Below are 18,780 nucleotides of genomic sequence, written 5' to 3' on the forward strand. Positions count from 1 at the left end.
ATGAGCTTTGCCTCTGACGTCAAAAAAGAATTGACGCAACTCGTCGTGACCGATGCCGAGGCGAAAGCGGAACTATCCGCACTCGTCCGGATGAACGGCGTCATCTCGCTCGCTTTAGGGCGAGGGATGACGCTCGACGTCTCGACCGAGAACGCCGCCATCGCACGTCGAATCTATTCCCTCATGAAACGGCTGTACGACCATCATCTCGATTTGTTCGTACGGAAGAAAATGCGGTTGAAGAAGAACAACGTCTATATCGTCCGGGTCGCCCAGCGTGCCGAGACGATGCTTCGAGACCTTGAAATCCTCGGGGAGAACTACGAGATGATCCGCACGCTCAACTCGGACATGACACGTGACGAGAACCTCGCCCGTGCCTATTTACGCGGGTCGTTCCTTGCCGGCGGGTCGATCAACCATCCGAAGACGTCGTCATATCACCTCGAGGTGTACAGCCTGTACGAGAACCATAACCAGGCGCTCCGTGACCTCGCCAACCGCTTCGGCTTGAACGCGAAGACGCTCGAGCGGAAGAAAGGGCACATCCTCTATATCAAAGAGAGTGAAAAGATCTCGGACTTCCTGAAACTCATCGGGGCGACGCGCGGCATGCTCGACTTCGAGGACGCGCGTATCATCAAAGACATGCGCAACTCGGTCAACCGGCTCGTCAACTGTGAGACGGCGAACTTGAACAAGACTGTCGGGGCGGCGCTCCGCCAAGTCGAGAACATCAAGTTCCTCGAGCGCACGGTCGGGCTTGAAATCTTACCGGTCAAACTCCGGGAAATCGCCGAGCTCCGGGTCACCCATCAAGACGTCTCGCTCCAAGAACTCGGCGAGATGCTCGAGACGGGACCGATCTCGAAATCGGGGATCAACCATCGGCTCCGCAAGATCGACCAGATCGCGGACAAGGTGCGAAACGGTGAAGAAATCAGCTCATCGTGACCCCGGTTGCACCAAAACCATTCTTCCTATATAATTAGCAATTGTGTATAGGACTTAGAAATGTAACTTAAAGGAGCTTCATGATTATGTCGAATGCAAAGAAAAGAATCTCGCTCACGATCGACGCTGATTTAGACCAGGTCATCACGGAGCGTGCGAAACAAATCGGGATCCCGAAAAGCGCCCTCGTCACGTTCGCGACAAGCCTCTTCCTCAACCAATTGCGCGCGGAAGAAGTATTGTCAGGTGACACGAACGCCATCTATCAGGTCATCCGCAAAGATTATGAACTGCTCACGAGCGTGGATAACTTAGACAAATAATTGCGAAAGGCTGACTGCGGTCAGCCTTTTTTGGTTGCATCCGGCCTTAAAATTTGGAATAGTGGTTATATTGAATTCGAATGGAGGTCGATCCTATGGGGCAAATCTTGCTCATCCTAGTATTACAACTCGTCTACGTACCGGTGCTGACGCTTCGGACCATCATGCTCGTCAAAGGAAAAACGATGATTGCGGGGTTGTTCGGGACGCTTGAGACGCTCATCTATATCTTTGCGCTCGGTATCGTGTTCCAAGATTTGACGACGCTCGGCATGATCGTCTACGCGGTCGGATTCGGGCTCGGGATTCTCGTCGGCGGTTACGTCGAGCGGAAGCTTGCCATCGGCTACAATATGATCCAGGTCCACACGCAAGAGTTTCCGGCCGAGCTCATCCAAAAGATGCGCGACAGCGGTTATGGCGTGACGCACTACCAAGGGCAAGGACGTGACGGTATCCGTTATCGTCTCGACGTGTTGGCGGCGCGGACACGGATGAAAGATTTGCGGCAAATGGTCGAGGAGTATGAGCCGAAGGCGTTCCTCGTCGCATTTGACCCGATCGACTTTAAAGGCGGCTATATGATGAAAGGGCTCCGACGCCCGAAATGAACGGGACGACTCACAAAAGTGGGTCGTTCTTTTTCGTGGAACGGGAATACAAAATACAAAGGAGATGAGCGAATTGAGACGAAAAGGGTTATGGATCGTCGTGGTTGGGTTGATTCTCGTCGGCGGCGCGTTGTTCGCCACCTCGTTTTGGAAGTCGGAGTCCTCGATCAAACCACCGCTCCCGACGGTACGGGTCGGGTCGGTGACGGCCGAGGTGAAGCAGTCGACGTTCTGCTGGTCCAATGGGGACGAGGCGGTATGTGAAGACCATGGGTTGCCGGAAGCGGACGACTTGCAGCTCGTGCCCGTCGAACCGGGTGCCGAGATTGATGTCGAGTTCCATGCCGAGCCGTCGAACGCCTCATTCCATCAAATCATCGATGGTGAGCTCGTACGGTCTGAACCCGTCGTCCCAGACGAACCGGGTGTCTATTTGTTCGAGACGGGCGGGGAGTGGCCGCGTGGGGACAGCCGCTATGTGTTCGGGGTCGAGGTCGAAGAGTAAACAAAAACCCCATCCTCTGAGGAGGATGGGGTTGCGTCATTAACGCGTCATGACCTTGTCGATGAGACCGTAGTCTTTCGCTTGTTCAGCTGACATGAAGTAGTCGCGCTCTGTGTCGCGCTCGATGACTTCAAGCGGCTGGCCTGTGTTGTCGGCCATGATTTGGTTCAATTTCTCGCGCATTTTGATGATGCGTTCAGCATGGATCTTGATGTCCGATGCTTGACCTTGCGTACCGCCGAGCGGTTGGTGAATCATGATCTCCGCGTTTGGAAGCGCGAAGCGTTTGCCTTTTTCACCGGCTTGGAGCAAGAAGGCACCCATCGATGCGGCCATTCCGATACAAATCGTCGACACGTTCGGTTTGATGAAGTTCATCGTGTCATAAATCGCCATTCCGGAAGTGATCGAACCACCCGGGCTGTTGATGTAAAGTGAGATGTCCTTATCTGGGTCCTCGGCTGCAAGGAAGAGGAGCTGGGCAACGATCGAGTTGGCGACGTTGTCGTCGATCGCACTTCCGAGCAAGATGATGCGGTCCTTGAGCAAGCGTGAGTAAATATCGTACGCGCGTTCCCCGCGACCTGTTTGTTCGATAACTGTTGGAATTAACATTGAATCTGCCTCCTTTATGTAGGTTGTAAACATATCATACCGCTATAGTCAATGTTGGTCAAACGATAGTCATCGTTTTTGACCTATTCCACGGTTTGACGATTCTAAAACGACAAAAGAGGCCAGGCATCTGCCTGACCTCTTGCTATGATACACCCGGAGAGATTCGAACTCCCGACACCTGGCACCGGAAACCAGTGCTCTATCCCCTGAGCTACGGGTGCATGTTCTCTGACACGATTTATTATACATTTGTTTTTTTAAAAAAGCAATCCTGTTCGTCTCACTTTTTTTGAGCGCGTTTTCCCGCCTTTCGCTACAATAGGAAATGAGAGGGGTGTGACCGATGCAACGCCAAGAACAACAGCAACTTCAAAAGCAACAGCTGACCCAGGACATGGTCAGGCGTCTTCCGGTTCTCGAAGCAGACCGGACCGCGATCGCTTTTCAGCTTGGCCGCTTGTCAAAGCGGAACCCGAACATCGCCATCGGCAGCGGCGCGGTCGAATGGGTGGAGGACACGGCGAGCGGGTTCGAGTCGCGTCTGTTCGAACAGATCGAGGAAGGAAGTGGGAACGAGGTCCAACGTATGCTTCAAAAGCGGCTCGTCCTCGCGCTAGACCACCGCGGCCTCTTACCTGATAGTGACTTCGTGCTCGCCCATCGGTTCGAGGTCGATGTGGCGGACATTGAGGCGGCACGCCAGGCGCTCTTGTTTTTAGAACCGACGGGGATCGGGGCGAAGAATGAGCGTGACTGCCAATACCGGCATGCGATTGAACATGACGACCCGCTCGTCTTGGACGTGTTCGAGGCGCTCGACGCGAACGTTGATGACATCCCGGGCCGACTCGACATCTCGGTGGCCGAGTTCGACCGGGTGACCCGTATCGTGGCGACGTTACCGAAAACACCAATATTATATGAAGGAACCGAGCATATCGTACCGGAACTCGAAGTCGTCCGGCGTGACGGTGAGCTTGTGACAACATGGTTCAGCCCAACGCTCGATGCGACTCGAATCGGGGACGACCGCGAGGCGAAGTGGTGGCACGAGACGCTCGAGATGCGGAACGCGACGCTTCATTCAGTATGGACGGTCATCGCGGAACGTCAGGCGGACTGGCTCGACGGCAACCTCGTCTTGCATCCGTTGACGCGGAAAGAAGTCGCCGAACGGATCGGCAAGCACGAGTCGACCGTCGGACGGGCCATCCAAGGAAAGTATGTGGCGACCGAGGGCGGTGTCATGGCGTGGCGCCACTTTTTCGTCAGGTCCACGGATCATGGGCAATCGCCGTTCATGGTGAAAAAGGCGCTCGCCGAACTGATTCAACAAGAGACGTCACCTTTGAGTGACGCCGCACTCATGCGAGAGTTGGCCCGGATCGGCTATACGGTGACACGACGGACCGTGGCGAACTATCGGGAAGCGCTCGGTTTTGGGAACTCGCGGGAGCGGGAACGACAACTATGGAAAGGAGGGGACTGACATGGTGCTGACATTATACCGGCGTGCCAACTGTTCGCTCTGCGAGGAGGCACTCGTCATGCTCGAATGGCTCATGGAAGACTATCCGTTCGAACTCGAGCAGGTCGACATCACGGGCAACGAAGAACTCGAGGCGAAGTACTTGTTCGAGATCCCCGTCGTCTTACACGAGGGGCGCGTCATTAGTCAAGGGCGATACGATGACAGTAAAGTTGAAGATTTTGTTAAGTATACGCTTACATCGAAAAAAAACGTTTGAAGGGGTTGCAAGACGGAAAGGTCATTGATAAGATGAAGTCGTAGCGGCGGGACGCAAATATAAAAGTGGGACAAAAATTGTCCATGCTTTAAGTCGAGGGGGAATGAGTATGATCCAGCAGCTGATTCAAGTTCAGAAGCAAATCGTTCCCGACATGCTCGATACGCTCCGACATCGTTACGACATCTTACATTACGTCCGGTTGATGCAGCCAATCGGCCGCCGGACACTCGCCACAAGCCTCGGGCTGACGGAACGAATCCTAAGACGAGAAGTCGACTTTTTGAAAGACCAAGGTCTATTGATGGTCGCTACTCAAGGTATTTCCCTTACGGAATCGGGCCGAAACGTTCTCAGAGACTTGCACGAGGTCATGGGAGAGATCCTAGGAATCTCGGAAGTCGCACGAGAACTCGAGCGAAAACTAGGCGTTCGCCAAGTCGTCATCGTACCGGGTGATTCCGACGAGACGTTCTGGGTCCAGCGAGATATCGGTCGGGCCGCCGTCACGCAGCTGAAAGCGCGACTGGCGCCTGACGACAATATCATCGCGGTCACAGGCGGGACGACGATGGCATCGGTTGCGGCCATGATGTCGCCCGATAAAAAAGAACGGCCGATGCATTTCGTGCCGGCACGCGGCGGACTCGGGGAGACGCTTGAGTTACAGGCGAACACCGTCTGTTCTCGAATGGCCGACCGGGCCCATGCCGACTATCATTTACTCCACATTCCGGACGAGGTTTCGCAAGAGACGTTCGAGCGGATGGTGGAGGAACCTAGCATAAAAAATGTCCTGGAAATGATTAGAGCGGCGCGAATTGTGGTACATGGAATTGGTGAGGCGGAAACGATGGCGAAACGCCGTCACGCGTCACCAGAGCATTTGTGGATGATCGAACGGCATGATGCCGTCGCCGAGGCGTTCGGATATTACTTCAACGCCGAAGGTGAAATCGTTCATCGGGTCAAGACGGTCGGGATCCAATTAGAGGAGCTTGACGACATGGACACCGTCATCGCGGTCGCCGGAGGGAAATCGAAGGCACAAGCGATTGCCGCATATGCGAAACACACGCCGAACATCATCCTCGTCACAGACGAAGGTGCGGCGACAGAATTATTAAATCGTTATTAAAGAGTTGACCCCCGTTGGCTCTTCAATAAATAGCTTCTACCCTAAGGAGGAAATTAACTATGGCAGTAAAAGTTGGTATTAACGGATTTGGACGTATTGGTCGTTTGGCATTCCGCGAGATCATCAAAAACGAAGGAGTCGAAGTTGTTGCAATCAACGACTTGACTGACACGAAGATGCTCGCTCACCTTCTCAAGTATGACACGACACAAGGTCGTTTCGACGGAGAAGTAGAAGTACACGACGGTCACTTCCTCGTAAACGGCGAGAAAGTCGTTACACTTGCTAACCGCAACCCAGAAGAACTTCCATGGGGCGAGCTCGGTGTTGACATCGTTCTCGAATGTACTGGTTTCTTCACAGCAAAAGAAAAAGCGGAGCTTCACTTGAAAGCTGGCGCGAAAAAAGTTGTGATCTCGGCTCCGGCTACAGGTGACATGAAGACTGTTGTTTACAACACAAACCACGACATCCTTGATGGTACTGAGACAGTAATCTCTGGTGCTTCTTGTACGACAAACTGCTTGGCGCCAATGGCGAAAGTTCTCCAAGACCAGTTCGGAATCGTTGAAGGTCTCATGACAACAATCCACGCTTACACAGGCGACCAAAACACGCTTGACGCTCCACACCCGAAAGGCGACTTCCGTCGTGCACGTGCGGCAGCAGCAAACATCGTACCGAACACAACTGGTGCGGCTAAAGCGATCGGCCTCGTTATCCCAGAACTTCAAGGTAAACTTGACGGTGCGGCACAACGTGTACCAGTTGCTACAGGTTCACTCACAGAGCTCGTAACAGTTCTTGAGAAAACTGTATCTGTTGACGAAATCAACGCAGCAATGAAAAAAGCAGCGAACGAGTCATTCGGTTACACTGAAGACGAAATCGTATCTTCTGACATCGTCGGAATCACTTACGGTTCACTCTTCGATGCGACACAAACTAAAGTAATGACAGTTGGCGACAAGCAACTCGTTAAGACAGTTTCTTGGTACGACAACGAAATGTCTTACACTGCACAATTGGTTCGCACACTCAAGCACTTCGCTGAAATCGCGAAGTAAGTTCGTGAACTAAATAGAATCAAATAGGAGCGGAAACAAGAGATTGTTCTCCGCTCTATTTATGAAATTGACACGCACGACATATGGAGGCGAAGGTTATGAACAAACAGTCTATTCGTGACATCGATGTAAAAGGGAAACGCGTCTTTTGCCGCGTTGACTTCAACGTTCCACTCAAAGATCGCGTCATTCAAGATGAAACGCGGATCCAAGCGGCTCTTCCGACGATCAAACACTTGATCGAAGGCGGCGCGAAAGTCATTTTGGCGAGCCACCTCGGCCGTCCAAAAGGCGAGAAGAACCTCGAGTACTCACTCGCACCGGTCGCTAAACGTCTCGCTGAACTTCTCGGCAAAGATGTGCCCCTCGTTGAAGAGGCGTACGGTCCAGTCGCAGAAGAAGCCGTTTCAAAACTTGGTGAAGGTGACGTCGTCGTTCTCGAGAACGTCCGTTTCTACCCTGGTGAAACGAAAAACGATCCAGAACTCGCGAAAGGTTTCGCGGCACTCGCGGATATCTTCGTCAACGACGCGTTCGGTGCGGCTCACCGTGCCCACGCTTCAACAGAAGGTATCGCGCAAAACGTGGACCACGCGGTGGCTGGTCTCTTGATGGAGAAAGAACTTGAAGTCCTCGGGAAGGCACTCTCGAATCCAGACCGTCCGTTCACGGCGATTATCGGCGGATCGAAAGTTGCTGACAAGATTGGGGTCATCGACCACCTTCTTGACATCGTTGACACACTCATCATCGGTGGCGGTCTCTCGTACACGTTCTCGAAAGCACTCGGGCACGAAGTCGGAACGTCACTCCTTGAAGAAGACAAGCTCGACCTCGCTCGTCAGTTCATGAAAAAAGCAGAAGACAAAGGCGTGAAGTTCTTGATGCCGGTCGACTGTGTCATTGCGAAAGAATTCGGCGAAGAGACATACGTCGGACCAGTCGATATCGACTCGATCCCTGCGGATCACATGGGTCTTGATATCGGACCGAAGACAGTCGAAATTTACGCGGAAGCGATTCGCGAATCGAAACTTGTCGTTTGGAACGGACCGATGGGCGTATTCGAACTCGATAAGTACGCTAACGGAACGAAAGGTGTCGCTCAAGCACTCGCAGACAGCGACGCATACTCAATCATCGGTGGTGGTGACTCAGCCGCGGCAGCAGCCAAGTTCGGCCTTGCTGACCAAATGAGCCACATCTCGACTGGTGGCGGCGCTTCACTCGAATTCATGGAAGGCAAGAAACTTCCAGGCGTCGAAGCGTTGAACGACAAGTAAAATAGAGGAGGGTTATCGATGCGTAAACCGATTATTGCAGGTAACTGGAAAATGAACAAAACACTCTCGGAAGCTGTCGCTTTCGTAGAGGAAGTTAAAAATAACATCCCGTCAACGGACAAAGTTGACGCGGCGATTGGTGCACCAGCACTTTTTCTCGCACCGATGGTAGAAGCAGCGAAGGGGTCAAACCTTAAGCTCGGTGCTCAAAACATGTACGACAAAGACAGCGGGGCATACACAGGCGAAATCAGCCCGGCCATGGTCGCTGACCTCGGCGTGACATACGTCATCCTTGGACACTCAGAGCGTCGCGAATACTTCGGCGAATCTGATGCGTTCATCAACAGCAAAACGAAAAAAGCGTTCGAACACGGTCTTACGCCAATCGTTTGTGTCGGTGAAACATTAGAAGAGCGCGAAGGCGACAAGTTCGAAGAAGTCATCAAGACGCAAGTCGAAGGTGGCCTCGCGGACCTCTCAGCTGACCAAGTCAAACAACTCGTCATCGCGTACGAGCCAGTTTGGGCGATCGGCACTGGTAAATCAGCGGACGAAGCAGATGCGCAAAGCTCATGCAAATATGTTCGTGACGTGGTAAAAGGTCTTTACGGTGAAGACGTGGCGGCTGCGGTTCGCATCCAATACGGCGGTTCTGTAAAACCTGAGAACATCAAGGAGTATATGGCGCAAGAAGACATCGACGGCGCACTCGTCGGCGGTGCTTCACTTGAAGCTGCTTCGTTCCTCAAGTTGTTGGAGGCGATTTAAATGGCAAGACCAGTCGCCCTCATCATCTTGGATGGTTTTGGAATGCGGAACGAAACGTTCGGTAATGCGGTCGCTGCGGCGAACAAACCGAACTTCGACCGCTACTGGGAGCAGTATCCACATACGCTCCTCAACGCGAAAGGCGAGTACGTCGGCCTTCCGGAAGGTCAGATGGGGAACTCGGAAGTCGGTCACTTGAACATCGGTGCCGGCCGGGTCGTCTATCAGTCACTTTCACGCGTCAACAACGCCATCAAAGACCGTTCACTCTTCGACCGCCAAGCGATGAATCACTTGGCCGGACATGTGAAAAAGTATGATTCGAGCCTCCACATCATGGGCCTCGTCTCAGACGGTGGGATTCACTCTCACATCAACCACATGTACGCCATCGTCGAGTTCGCAAAACTTCATGGCATCGAAAAAGTATACATTCACGCTTTCACGGACGGCCGTGACTGTGATCCGAAATCAGGCGCTGGCTTCCTCGAACAGACGGAAGCGAAGCTCGCTGAACTCGGACTCGGTCAAGTCGCTAGCGTGTCTGGACGCTACTATGCCATGGACCGCGATAACCGTTGGGAACGCGTCGAGAAAGTATACGACGTGCTCGTCAACGCGAAAGGCGAAGTCGGCACGAATGCGGTCGACGTGCTTAAACAGTCATACGCAGACGGCTTGACGGACGAATTCGTTCTTCCGACGGTCATCGAGAAAGACGGACAACCGGTCGCGACGATCAAAGATAACGACGCGATCATGTTCTTCAACTTCCGTCCGGACCGGGCCATCGAGCTCGCGAAAGTGTTCAAAGAGAAGACCGGCTTCAAAGGCTTCGAACTTTCGAACACACATCCAGAGAACATCTTGCTCGTCTCGATGACGAAGTTCTCGGATGAAATCGACACGGACATCGTCTTCCCACCGGAAGATTTGAAAAACACGCTCGGTGAGACTCTCGCCGCGCAAGGGTACAAACAGCTCCGCGCCGCGGAAACTGAGAAATACCCGCACGTCACGTTCTTCTTGAACGGACAACAAGAAACACCGTTCGAAGGTGAAGATCGTTTCCTCGTGCCGTCACCGAAAGTGGCGACGTACGACTTGAAGCCTGAAATGAGCGCGTATGAGCTCACAGAAGGACTCTTGGAGCGAATCGAATCTGACGAATATGACGCGTATATCATCAACTACGCGAACCCGGACATGGTCGGCCATTCCGGTATGCTCGAACCGACGAAGAAAGCTGTCGAAGTCGTCGACGAATGCCTCGGTAAAGTAGTGGACGCACTCATTGCCAAAGGCGGCGCGGCGATCATCACGGCGGACCACGGGAACGCTGACCTCGTCACGAACCCGGACGGCTCACCGATGACGGCCCACACGACGGAACCTGTACCATGTATCGTCACGAAAGAAGGGGTGGAACTGAAACCAGTTCTCCAAGGCGCGTTATGCGACCTCGCCCCGACGCTTCTTCACCTTCTCGGTGGAGAGCAACCGGCAGAAATGACCGGCACATCAATCGTCACGAAGTAACTCAAAAAACTTTCCAAACAAAAAGGAGCGAATTTTCATGTCAATGATTACAGAAATTTACGCACGCGAGATTTTGGATTCACGCGGTAACCCAACAATCGAAGTAGAAGTCTTCACAGAAGACGGCGGTTTCGGCCGTGCCCTCGTCCCATCAGGCGCATCAACTGGTGAGCACGAAGCAGTCGAACTCCGCGATGGCGACAAGTCACGTTACCTTGGTAAAGGCGTACTCAAAGCCGTTGCTAACGTAAACGACACAATCGCACCAGAACTCATCGGTTACGATGTATTCGACCAAAACGCACTCGACAAGAAAATGATCGAGCTCGATGGTACGAAAAACAAAGGTAAACTCGGCGCAAACGCGATCCTTGGTGTCTCTATGGCAGCAGCGCACGCAGCAGCAGACGAGCTCGGTCTTCCACTTTACACGTACCTCGGTGGATTCAACGCGAAGACACTTCCAACTCCAATGATGAACATCATCAACGGTGGTTCGCACGCTGACAACAACGTTGACTTCCAAGAGTTCATGATCATGCCTGTTGGCGCGCCAACGTTCCGTGAAGCGCTCCGCATGGGTGCAGAAGTATTCCACGCCCTCAAATCAGTACTTTCTGGTATGGGTCTTAACACAGCTGTCGGTGACGAAGGTGGTTTCGCACCAAACCTTAAGTCTAACGAAGAAGCGATCACAGTTATCCTTGAAGCAATCGAAAAAGCTGGTTACAAAGCTGGCGAAGATATCTACCTCGCAATGGACGTTGCGTCTTCTGAGTTCTACGACAAGTCGACTGGCAAGTACGAACTCGCTGGCGAAGGCAAGTCAATGACAACTGCAGAACTCGTAGACTTCTACGCTGAGCTCGTAAGCAAATACCCAATCATCTCAATCGAAGACGGTTGCGACGAAAACGACTGGGACGGCTTTAAATTGCTCACTGACAAAATCGGTGACAAAGTTCAGCTCGTTGGGGATGACCTCTTCGTAACGAACACTGAGAAATTGGCTGAAGGTATCGAAAAAGGAATCTCGAACTCGATCCTCATCAAAGTTAACCAAATCGGTACGCTCACAGAAACATTCGACGCGATCGAAATGGCTAAAAAAGCTGGTTACACAGCTGTTATCTCACACCGTTCTGGTGAAACAGAAGATGCGACAATCGCGGACATCGCTGTGGCGACAAACGCTGGTCAAATCAAAACTGGTTCGCTCTCGCGTACAGACCGTATCGCGAAGTACAACCAACTTCTCCGCATCGAAGACATGCTCGGCGATGTAGCGAAATACGACGGCATCAAGTCGTTCTACAACCTCAAAAAATAATTGATTGTTTTCAGGTCCGCCTCGTGCGGGCCTGTTTTTTTGTGGTTTTGATTATCTTCATCAGACGGCGGGACGACTGAGTGATCGTCAACCCGTCTTGGCGGCACCGATGCTTTCTGCAGGCAATCCATGGAGCCTCCTCGCACTTCGTGCTTGCGGGGTCTCCGTTAGATTGCTTTCCTGCAAGAGTCACGGTGCCGCTTTGACGGGAGTGAAGACTCTGTGTCGAGCTTCCTCGTCATCGACACCCCCTGTTGCTGTATACTGAACGTGACTGATGAAGAGTAGGGGGGATTAGATGGACCGATCAAATGAGCAAGAGGAAAGATTGAGCGGCGGGAACGTATCGATCGTCTATAAAAAGGGGAATCACGTCTATCGGACGCAGAAAGAGGGGAGTGCGAATGTCCATCGCTTGTTAAAGCACTTAGAGGCGAAGGGGATATCGGGCGTGCCGCGATTTATCGGGGTGGATGAACAGGGCCGAGAGGTCTTGACGTACCTCGAAGGCGAGACGGCTGATTATCCGTTGAAAGCCTATATGTGGTCCGATGAGGCGATTCAGGATGCCGCTCGGCTGATGCGCCGGCTGCATGACGCGACGGCGGATGTCGCATGGCCATCGGACTGGCAACCGCTCGACGATACGCCAGAACCGTTTGACGTGATTTGCCACAACGACTTTGCCGTCTACAATACGATTTTCCATGATGGCAAAATGGAAGGGGTCATCGACTTTGATTTGGCGGCACCTGGACCACGTGCCTGGGATATCGTCTACGCGCTCTATACGTTCGTTCCGCTCAGCCGGCGTCATCAAGCCGAGTCGGGAGAGGTCGTCCACTATGAGGCGGAGCGCGATGATGTGAGATACAAACGACGAGTCGCGCTCTTCTTAGAAGCGTACGGCTGGGAAGGTTCGACATCGGAGTTGTTGGACATGCTGCTATTGCGGATTGAGGCGCTCTATCGGTTAATCGAACGAAACGCCTCAGAAGGGGACGTCGCTTTCCAAACGATGATGGATGAAGGGCACCACACGCATTATCAAGAAGAATATCGTTTTATCGAGGCGAACGGCAAGAAATGGTTTTGAGAAAGGATGGCAGACGAGGGCTTGCCGACCGTTCATTCCGGGAATAGAGTAGTGTAGGTGAAAGGAGGCGTTCGTCATGATGGTCAGCGGTTTTCTCCTTCTTCTCATTGCGCTCGGTGTCGGTGGTTACTTCCTGTACAAGTATATGGAAGACCGGAAATGGTCGTGACGTGCGTCACGGCCGTTTTTTTTGAGTGCGTGAACGCTTGAAAATTGGGTATAATCAGATACAGACTACAAAAAGGAGAGACGTCCATGACACGCGTACGGAAAGCCATCATCCCGGCCGCCGGGCTCGGTACCCGCTTCTTGCCGGCGACGAAGGCGATGCCAAAAGAGATGCTCCCGATCGTCAACAAACCGACGATTCAATTCATCGTGGAAGAAGCCGTCGCTTCCGGCATCGAGGACATCATTATCGTGACTGGGAAGAACAAGCGCGCCATCGAGGACCATTTCGACCGAGCCATCGAGCTTGAACAGAACCTCGAGTCAAAAGGCAAGACCGAGCTCCTCGAGTCGGTGCGCCACTCGTCGAACCTCGCCAACATCCACTACATACGGCAACAGGAACCAAAAGGGCTCGGCCACGCGATTTGGTGTGCCCGGAAGTTCATCGGCGACGAACCGTTCGCGGTCCTGCTCGGGGACGATATCATCGAGGCGGACGTGCCGGCGACGAAGCAATTGATCGACCAGTACGAGCAGTATGAGCGCTCGATCATCGGGGTGCAACGCGTCCCGTATGAAATGACGAATCGATATGGTATAATTGACCCGCTTGCCGTCGAAGGAAAGCTCATCCCGGTCCGGACGTTCGTTGAGAAACCGGCCGTCGGTGAAGCCCCATCGAACCTCGCCATCCTCGGCCGTTACATTTTGACGCCGGACGTCTTTGAGGCGTTGTCGGCGCAAGAAGTCGGGACGGGAGGCGAGATCCAATTGACGGACGCCATCGCCCGCTTGAACGAGGTGGAGACCGTCTTCGCCTATGAATTTGACGGGCGTCGCTATGACGTCGGGGAACCGATCGGCTTCATCGAAGCGACGATCGCCCACGCGCTGTGCGACCCAGATTTAAAAGCCAACGTCCGCACGCTCTTGAAGCGCTTCGTGGACGAACTCGAACAACAGTAAGGTGTGTTATTTTTGAAAACAATGTTAATGGTCTGTCAAAACTATTATCCGGAGATCGGCAGTGCCGGTAACCGGATGCAAAATATCACGCATCTCATGAAGGAACGCGGATACGAAGTGGAGGTCATCACGGCCGCCCCATCGTATCCGAACTTCAACTTGTATAAAGACGATCGCTTCTGGAACGACAAGGCGCTCAACAATCAGCCGTTCATCAAGCGGCTCATCACGAAGAAGCGCAAACATACGTCGAACATGGTGAGCCGGCTCGCTTTGTTTTTGGAACAGATGATCAAAGGCGTCGCCGCCGTCCAAAAGCTCGACTCGAAACCGGATGTCGTCTTTGCGACGACCCCGTCTTTTTTTATGGCGTTCGTCGGCGTGTATGCGAAACGCAAGTACGGCGTCCCGTTCATCTTGGACGTGCGTGACCTCTGGCCGGAGTCGGTGAAAGGCGTCGGCGTGTTCAAACACGACTGGATGCTCGCCCCGGCGTTCTGGTTCGAGAAGCGTCTTTACAAATCGGCCGATGAAATCATCATCAACTCGGAAGGGTTCCGCAGCTATCTTCGCCAGCGCGGCGTCGAGAACGAGATGATCCACTACATGCCGAACTCGATTCGTGAGAGCGAGCGCAATCTCGAGCGGACGGTCCCCGAGGACGACCGGATGGAAATCCTGTACGCCGGGAACATGGGCCTCGCCCAAGACGTGTCACTCTTGCTTGAACTTGCGGAGCGGTTCCGTGACGAACCGCGCGTCCATTTCAAATTGATCGGCTACGGGTACCGGAAGAACGAGTTGAAAGACATGATTAAAGCCCGCGGTTTCAAGAACTTCCTCTTCCTCGAGGCGATGCCTCGGACGGAGGCGTTCCAAGCCATCAAGAACGCGGACGTCGCGTTCGTCAGCCTGATCGAGCAAGAAGTGTTCGATACGGTCATCCCGGGCAAACTGATCGACTACATGGCGGTCGGTAAACCGATCGTCGCGGCGGTGTCAGGCCATGCGGCGAATGTCATCGAAGCGGCCGAGGTCGGTTACGTGTCACGGAAGCGTGACATCAACGAGATCGAGCACATGCTCCGTAAATTGCTCGAACGTCCCGAGTTGCGTGAGAAATACGGTGTGAACGGGATCCGTTATGTGAAAGAGAATCTGTGCTGGGAAAACAATATACACGTCCTCGAAGACGTGATCGAAAAAGTAACGATGGAGGAAACACGATGAAGTCAGTATGTATGTTTGTATGGAACCATTTTACGAATGATGCGCGCGTCTTGCGCGAATGCTCGGCGCTCGCCGAAGCGGGCTATGAAGTCGATTTGATTGCGCTTCAAGACCCGAAAAATCCGTCGCTCCCGAAAGAAGAGATGCGTCCGGAAGGGTTCCGCGTCATTCGCGTCAAACGTCAGCCGTCGATTCTCGCCAATGGGATGAAGGCGCTCAAATCGATTCGGACATGGGTGTCTGAGAAGAAGACACGCCAGCTCGGGGCTGGACTCGTCGGCGCGGGATTGTTCATCCTCGCACCATTGACGATGCTCGGACTCGGTGCGGCAGCAGGTGCGATTTTGTTCCCGCCGGTGCGTAAAAACATCGTCAATGCGAGCGCGATGCTTGAGATGGTGTTCACTTCGACGAAGAAGTCGTACGATTTCTATCACGCCAACGACTTGAACACGCTCCCGCAGGCGTTGATCGCCGGGAAAATCGTCAACAAAGGCAAAATTGTCTACGACTCGCATGAAGTCCAGACGGACCGGACCGGTTACGGCTATATCCAAAGTAACCTTGAAGGCTGGCTCTTGCCGTATGTCGATTCGATGATGGTCGAGAACCACACGCGCGCGGCGCACAACGAAGAGCTCTACGGCTTCTATCCGTACGTGCTCCACAACTATCCGTTCTATCGTCCGCTCGACTTCTCGCTCCGTAAAGACTTGCATGCGCTCCTCGACTTGCCGAAAGATGAGAAAATCCTCTTGTACCAAGGCGGCATTCAAGCCGGCCGCGGACTCGAGCAGCTCATCCTCGCGGTCAAGGACTTCAACGAAGGCACGCTCGTCATGATCGGGGACGGAAAACTCAAACCAGTCATCAAACGGATGATCGAGGACGAAGGCGTCAGCGACCGCGTCAAGATGATTGACAAAGTACCGGTCGAGGCGTTACCGTACTATACGATGAACGCGTATCTCGGTTTCCAAGTGTTGAACAACGTCTGCTTCAACCACTACTCGGCGTCATCGAACAAACTGTTCGAATATTTGATGGCCGAAGTACCGGTCGTCTCATGTGACTTCCCGGAAATCGAACGTGTCGTCGCCGGCAACGACGTCGGTGTCGTCGTCGATTCGCACGACCCACAATCGATCGCCGAAGGCGTCAACCGCCTGCTCGACGATCAAGCACTCTACGCCCGTGTCAAAGAGAACACGAAGACGGCGCGTGAGCAATATAACTGGGATTTGGAAAAAGAGGCACTCTTGAACGTCTACACGAACGTCGTGGACCGCAAGTTGCCGATTATGAAAGACGGTGCGCCAAAGCCAGTTCAACAGTAAGACTTAGACTGCGGCTTTGTGCCGCGGTCTTTTTTATATGGAAGGGGGACAACCAATGAAACGTCAACAACAACATCTATTGCGTCAACAAGTCTGGAAGAAGCTCCAATCGATTTCCTTGAAGGATATCGCCTGGATCGTCGCCGGCTCATTCATTCTCGCGTTCGGGGTGAACTACTTCACCGTCCCGAACGATTTTTCGGAAGGCGGCCTGCTCGGGGTCACCATCATTCTGTACTACTTGTTCGGCTGGGACCTCGGGGTCACGTCGATTATCGGGAACGGGATTTTATTCATCGTCGGTTATAAGCTGCTCGACCGCCGGACGATGGTCTATTCGGTCGTCGCTGTCATCGCGACGTCGTTCTTCCTCAGCTTGACCCATGACTGGGGCAGCCCGGCCGAGGACAAACTGCTCGCGGCGGTGTATGCCGGGATCATGATCGGTGTCGGCATCGGCATGGTGCTCCGCGTCGGCGGGACGACCGGGGGCGGGGTCATCATCGCCCGCCTCATGGAGCGGTATTTGCACATGAGCGTCGCCGTGTCGATGTTCATCATCGATGCCATCGTCGTCGGGGCGTCAGGCTTCATCCTCGGGGAACAAGTCGTGCTCTATACGTTGATTGCCATCATCATCGGCTCGTGGGTCATCGACCTCGTCGCCGAAGGGCTCAACATCCGTAAGGCCGTCACGATTATCAGTGACAAACAAGAAGAGCTCGCCGTCGTGTTGACGGAGACGCTCGGCCGCTCGGCGACGATTATCCACGGTCACGGCTACTATACGAAGCAGGATAAGAACATGCTATATATGATTGTCGACAAGCGCCAAGTCGGCCCGCTCAAGAAAATCGTCGAAGTGACAGACCCACGTGCCTTCGTCGTCATCCACCAAGTGAAAGAAGTCATCGGGGAAGGGTTCAGCTACCCGTCCCGATAATTTGAAAGCTGGTGTTTTGACGCCAACTTCTATATAATAAGAAGCGTGTAAAAAGAAGGAGGAACTGACTACTATGCAAACGATCGCTACAATCAGCCTGCTCGTCGTGGCTGTTTTATTGATTGTCGTCGTACTGCTCATGTCAGGTCGGTCGCAAGGTCTTGGGGCGATTGCAGGTGGCGCGGAGCAGTTGTTCGGCCGCCAGAAAGCGCGCGGCTTCGACGCTGTTTTGAACCGAACTGCAGCTGTACTAGGCACATTGTTTTTCATTTTAGGATTACTAGTCGCATCATTATGATGAAAGGCTGATCGTTCTCGATTTTTACGTGAGGCGGTCGGCTTTTGTTTTTTTCAATTATTTTTTGGGAATAATGGATTGTATGAGGAGATGACGTTAGCAATGAAGATTACAGCACCGAAACCGTTCTTCTTTGAAGGCGGACCACGTGCCGTGTTGATGTTACATGGCTTTACCGGATCGAGCGCGGATGTCCGCATGCTCGGTCGTTTCCTGCAAAAAGAAGGCTATACGTGTATGGGTCCCCAGTACCGGGGCCATGCCGTCCCGCCTGAAGAATTGCTTCAATACGGACCGGCGGACTGGTGGGAGGACGTCTTGAACGCCTACCAGTCGTTGAAAGAGAAAGGCTATGAGGAGATTGCCGTCTGTGGCCTCTCGCTCGGCGGCGTCATGTCGCTTCGCCTCGCTTCACAGGAGAACGTCAAAGGCGTCATCCCGATGTGCGCCCCGACCGGAATCGATGCCGAGGACCGGTTATACAAAGGAGTCAAAGCCTACGCTCGAGAATATAAATCTCGAGAAGACAAATCACCTGAACAGATCGAACAGGAGATGGCGGACTTCAAACCGATGCCGACGCTCAAGGACCTCCGTGCCTTCGTCCGTGACACGACGACGAAGCTCGAAGATATTTTCGTCCCGGCGCTCGTCGTCCAAGGGGCGAAAGATCAAATGGTCGATCCTGAATCTGCACACGAAATTTACGAGGCAATCAACGCGTTCCAAAAAGAACTGCTCATGTATGAGGAGTCGGGACACGTGATCACACTCGATAAAGAAAAAGAGAAACTGCACCAGGACGTGCTCGATTTTCTCGAAACGTTAGACTGGTCAGTCTAAAAAGGAGGT

At 53.2% G+C, this 18,780-nt stretch carries 20 protein-coding genes and 1 tRNA gene; 19 read left to right on the forward strand and 2 right to left on the reverse strand.

The genetic code is table 11. The annotated features are described in order from the left end of the window. The 4 genes from whiA to KNP86_RS03695 all read left to right on the forward strand — a co-directional run bounded on the left by whiA (position 1) and on the right by KNP86_RS03695 (position 2,393). A complete protein-coding gene (gene whiA / locus KNP86_RS03680; RefSeq protein ID WP_034778536.1) occupies positions 1 to 954 on the forward strand; it encodes a DNA-binding protein WhiA in 954 nt (317 codons plus the stop codon). 86 nt (positions 955 to 1,040) lie between these two features. Beyond that, positions 1,041 to 1,277, forward strand: a complete 237-nt coding sequence (locus KNP86_RS03685; protein WP_021065439.1) for a hypothetical protein — start codon at positions 1,041 to 1,043, stop codon at positions 1,275 to 1,277. A 95-nt stretch (positions 1,278 to 1,372) separates the two neighbouring features. Next, positions 1,373 to 1,888 carry a DUF2179 domain-containing protein gene (locus KNP86_RS03690; protein WP_021065440.1) on the forward strand — a complete coding sequence of 172 codons (516 nt, stop codon included), beginning with the start codon at positions 1,373 to 1,375 and terminating at the stop codon, positions 1,886 to 1,888. 64 nt (positions 1,889 to 1,952) lie between these two features. Further along, positions 1,953 to 2,393 (forward strand): hypothetical protein, encoded by a 441-nt coding sequence (locus tag KNP86_RS03695; protein ID WP_214752924.1) that lies wholly within the window; start codon positions 1,953 to 1,955, stop codon positions 2,391 to 2,393. A 39-nt stretch (positions 2,394 to 2,432) separates the two neighbouring features. Here the strand turns inward: KNP86_RS03695 and clpP are convergent, their stop codons facing one another. Both clpP and KNP86_RS03705 read right to left on the reverse strand, forming a co-directional pair. Continuing rightward, complete coding sequence (gene clpP / locus KNP86_RS03700; protein ID WP_138859072.1) at positions 2,433 to 3,008, reverse strand: ATP-dependent Clp endopeptidase proteolytic subunit ClpP; 576 nt, start codon at positions 3,006 to 3,008, stop codon at positions 2,433 to 2,435. A gap of 151 nt (positions 3,009 to 3,159) precedes the next feature. Beyond that, a tRNA-Arg gene (locus KNP86_RS03705) sits at positions 3,160 to 3,232 on the reverse strand. 122 nt (positions 3,233 to 3,354) lie between these two features. Here KNP86_RS03705 and KNP86_RS03710 point away from each other — a divergent pair. The 15 genes from KNP86_RS03710 (at position 3,355) to KNP86_RS03780 (ending at position 18,771) form a co-directional block, all read left to right on the forward strand. Next, positions 3,355 to 4,500, forward strand: coding sequence for an RNA polymerase factor sigma-54 (locus KNP86_RS03710; protein WP_214752926.1), 1,146 nt, complete (start codon positions 3,355 to 3,357; stop codon positions 4,498 to 4,500). Position 4,501: 1 nt separating this feature from the next. Continuing rightward, complete coding sequence (locus tag KNP86_RS03715; RefSeq protein WP_034778531.1) at positions 4,502 to 4,759, forward strand: glutaredoxin family protein; 258 nt, start codon at positions 4,502 to 4,504, stop codon at positions 4,757 to 4,759. Between the two features lie 109 nt (positions 4,760 to 4,868). Beyond that, entirely contained in the window at positions 4,869 to 5,897 is a 1,029-nt protein-coding gene (locus tag KNP86_RS03720; RefSeq protein WP_251130422.1) for a sugar-binding transcriptional regulator, read from the forward strand. 59 nt (positions 5,898 to 5,956) lie between these two features. Next, positions 5,957 to 6,964 (forward strand): type I glyceraldehyde-3-phosphate dehydrogenase, encoded by a 1,008-nt coding sequence (gene gap / locus KNP86_RS03725; RefSeq protein WP_034778529.1) that lies wholly within the window; start codon positions 5,957 to 5,959, stop codon positions 6,962 to 6,964. 98 nt (positions 6,965 to 7,062) lie between these two features. Further along, on the forward strand, positions 7,063 to 8,247 hold the full coding sequence (locus tag KNP86_RS03730; RefSeq protein WP_214752927.1) for a phosphoglycerate kinase: 1,185 nt from the start codon (positions 7,063 to 7,065) through the stop codon (positions 8,245 to 8,247). An 18-nt stretch (positions 8,248 to 8,265) separates the two neighbouring features. Then, positions 8,266 to 9,018 (forward strand): triose-phosphate isomerase, encoded by a 753-nt coding sequence (gene tpiA, locus KNP86_RS03735; protein ID WP_034778525.1) that lies wholly within the window; start codon positions 8,266 to 8,268, stop codon positions 9,016 to 9,018. Beyond that, positions 9,019 to 10,557: a 2,3-bisphosphoglycerate-independent phosphoglycerate mutase gene (gene gpmI, locus KNP86_RS03740; RefSeq protein WP_214752929.1), complete on the forward strand. Its 1,539-nt coding sequence runs from the start codon at positions 9,019 to 9,021 to the stop codon at positions 10,555 to 10,557. A gap of 37 nt (positions 10,558 to 10,594) precedes the next feature. Beyond that, a complete protein-coding gene (gene eno, locus KNP86_RS03745) occupies positions 10,595 to 11,887 on the forward strand; it encodes a phosphopyruvate hydratase (RefSeq protein WP_021065450.1) in 1,293 nt (430 codons plus the stop codon). 298 nt (positions 11,888 to 12,185) lie between these two features. Continuing rightward, positions 12,186 to 12,983, forward strand: a complete 798-nt coding sequence (locus KNP86_RS03750) for an aminoglycoside phosphotransferase family protein (protein WP_214752931.1) — start codon at positions 12,186 to 12,188, stop codon at positions 12,981 to 12,983. Positions 12,984 to 13,238: 255 nt separating this feature from the next. Further along, positions 13,239 to 14,120 (forward strand): UTP--glucose-1-phosphate uridylyltransferase GalU, encoded by an 882-nt coding sequence (galU, locus tag KNP86_RS03755; protein ID WP_214752933.1) that lies wholly within the window; start codon positions 13,239 to 13,241, stop codon positions 14,118 to 14,120. A gap of 21 nt (positions 14,121 to 14,141) precedes the next feature. After that, on the forward strand, positions 14,142 to 15,350 hold the full coding sequence (locus KNP86_RS03760; RefSeq protein ID WP_251130441.1) for a glycosyltransferase family 4 protein: 1,209 nt from the start codon (positions 14,142 to 14,144) through the stop codon (positions 15,348 to 15,350). Beyond that, a complete protein-coding gene (locus KNP86_RS03765; protein WP_214752937.1) occupies positions 15,347 to 16,687 on the forward strand; it encodes a glycosyltransferase in 1,341 nt (446 codons plus the stop codon). The genes KNP86_RS03760 and KNP86_RS03765 overlap by 4 nt, the downstream gene beginning before the upstream one ends. 55 nt (positions 16,688 to 16,742) lie before the next feature. Further along, the gene (locus KNP86_RS03770) at positions 16,743 to 17,630 is read left to right on the forward strand and encodes a YitT family protein (protein ID WP_128124240.1); all 888 of its coding nucleotides are present in this window, start codon (positions 16,743 to 16,745) and stop codon (positions 17,628 to 17,630) included. 73 nt (positions 17,631 to 17,703) lie between these two features. Further along, positions 17,704 to 17,928, forward strand: a complete 225-nt coding sequence (gene secG / locus KNP86_RS03775) for a preprotein translocase subunit SecG (RefSeq protein WP_012726902.1) — start codon at positions 17,704 to 17,706, stop codon at positions 17,926 to 17,928. Between the two features lie 102 nt (positions 17,929 to 18,030). Further along, positions 18,031 to 18,771: an alpha/beta hydrolase gene (locus tag KNP86_RS03780; RefSeq protein WP_138859079.1), complete on the forward strand. Its 741-nt coding sequence runs from the start codon at positions 18,031 to 18,033 to the stop codon at positions 18,769 to 18,771. The last annotated feature ends 9 nt before the right edge of the window (positions 18,772 to 18,780 follow it).

It is taken from the genome of Exiguobacterium sp. s16 (assembly GCF_018618115.1).
In the GTDB taxonomy this organism is placed as follows: Bacteria; Bacillota; Bacilli; order Exiguobacteriales; family Exiguobacteriaceae; genus Exiguobacterium; species Exiguobacterium mexicanum_A.

Coding starts and splice junctions, on each gene's coding strand:
- KNP86_RS03695 (WP_214752924.1), top strand. CDS start 1,953: ATGAGCGAATTGAGACGAAAAGGGTTATGGATCGTCGTGGTTGGGTTG.
- KNP86_RS03715 (WP_034778531.1), top strand. CDS start 4,502: ATGGTGCTGACATTATACCGGCGTGCCAACTGTTCGCTCTGCGAGGAG.
- eno (WP_021065450.1), top strand. CDS start 10,595: ATGTCAATGATTACAGAAATTTACGCACGCGAGATTTTGGATTCACGC.
- whiA (WP_034778536.1), top strand. CDS start 1: ATGAGCTTTGCCTCTGACGTCAAAAAAGAATTGACGCAACTCGTCGTG.
- gap (WP_034778529.1), top strand. CDS start 5,957: ATGGCAGTAAAAGTTGGTATTAACGGATTTGGACGTATTGGTCGTTTG.
- KNP86_RS03760 (WP_251130441.1), top strand. CDS start 14,142: ATGTTAATGGTCTGTCAAAACTATTATCCGGAGATCGGCAGTGCCGGT.
- KNP86_RS03685 (WP_021065439.1), top strand. CDS start 1,041: ATGTCGAATGCAAAGAAAAGAATCTCGCTCACGATCGACGCTGATTTA.
- KNP86_RS03750 (WP_214752931.1), top strand. CDS start 12,186: ATGGACCGATCAAATGAGCAAGAGGAAAGATTGAGCGGCGGGAACGTA.
- KNP86_RS03690 (WP_021065440.1), top strand. CDS start 1,373: ATGGGGCAAATCTTGCTCATCCTAGTATTACAACTCGTCTACGTACCG.
- KNP86_RS03730 (WP_214752927.1), top strand. CDS start 7,063: ATGAACAAACAGTCTATTCGTGACATCGATGTAAAAGGGAAACGCGTC.
- KNP86_RS03710 (WP_214752926.1), top strand. CDS start 3,355: ATGCAACGCCAAGAACAACAGCAACTTCAAAAGCAACAGCTGACCCAG.
- tpiA (WP_034778525.1), top strand. CDS start 8,266: ATGCGTAAACCGATTATTGCAGGTAACTGGAAAATGAACAAAACACTC.
- galU (WP_214752933.1), top strand. CDS start 13,239: ATGACACGCGTACGGAAAGCCATCATCCCGGCCGCCGGGCTCGGTACC.
- KNP86_RS03765 (WP_214752937.1), top strand. CDS start 15,347: ATGAAGTCAGTATGTATGTTTGTATGGAACCATTTTACGAATGATGCG.
- KNP86_RS03770 (WP_128124240.1), top strand. CDS start 16,743: ATGAAACGTCAACAACAACATCTATTGCGTCAACAAGTCTGGAAGAAG.
- KNP86_RS03720 (WP_251130422.1), top strand. CDS start 4,869: ATGATCCAGCAGCTGATTCAAGTTCAGAAGCAAATCGTTCCCGACATG.
- KNP86_RS03780 (WP_138859079.1), top strand. CDS start 18,031: ATGAAGATTACAGCACCGAAACCGTTCTTCTTTGAAGGCGGACCACGT.
- secG (WP_012726902.1), top strand. CDS start 17,704: ATGCAAACGATCGCTACAATCAGCCTGCTCGTCGTGGCTGTTTTATTG.
- clpP (WP_138859072.1), bottom strand. CDS start 3,008: ATGTTAATTCCAACAGTTATCGAACAAACAGGTCGCGGGGAACGCGCG.
- gpmI (WP_214752929.1), top strand. CDS start 9,019: ATGGCAAGACCAGTCGCCCTCATCATCTTGGATGGTTTTGGAATGCGG.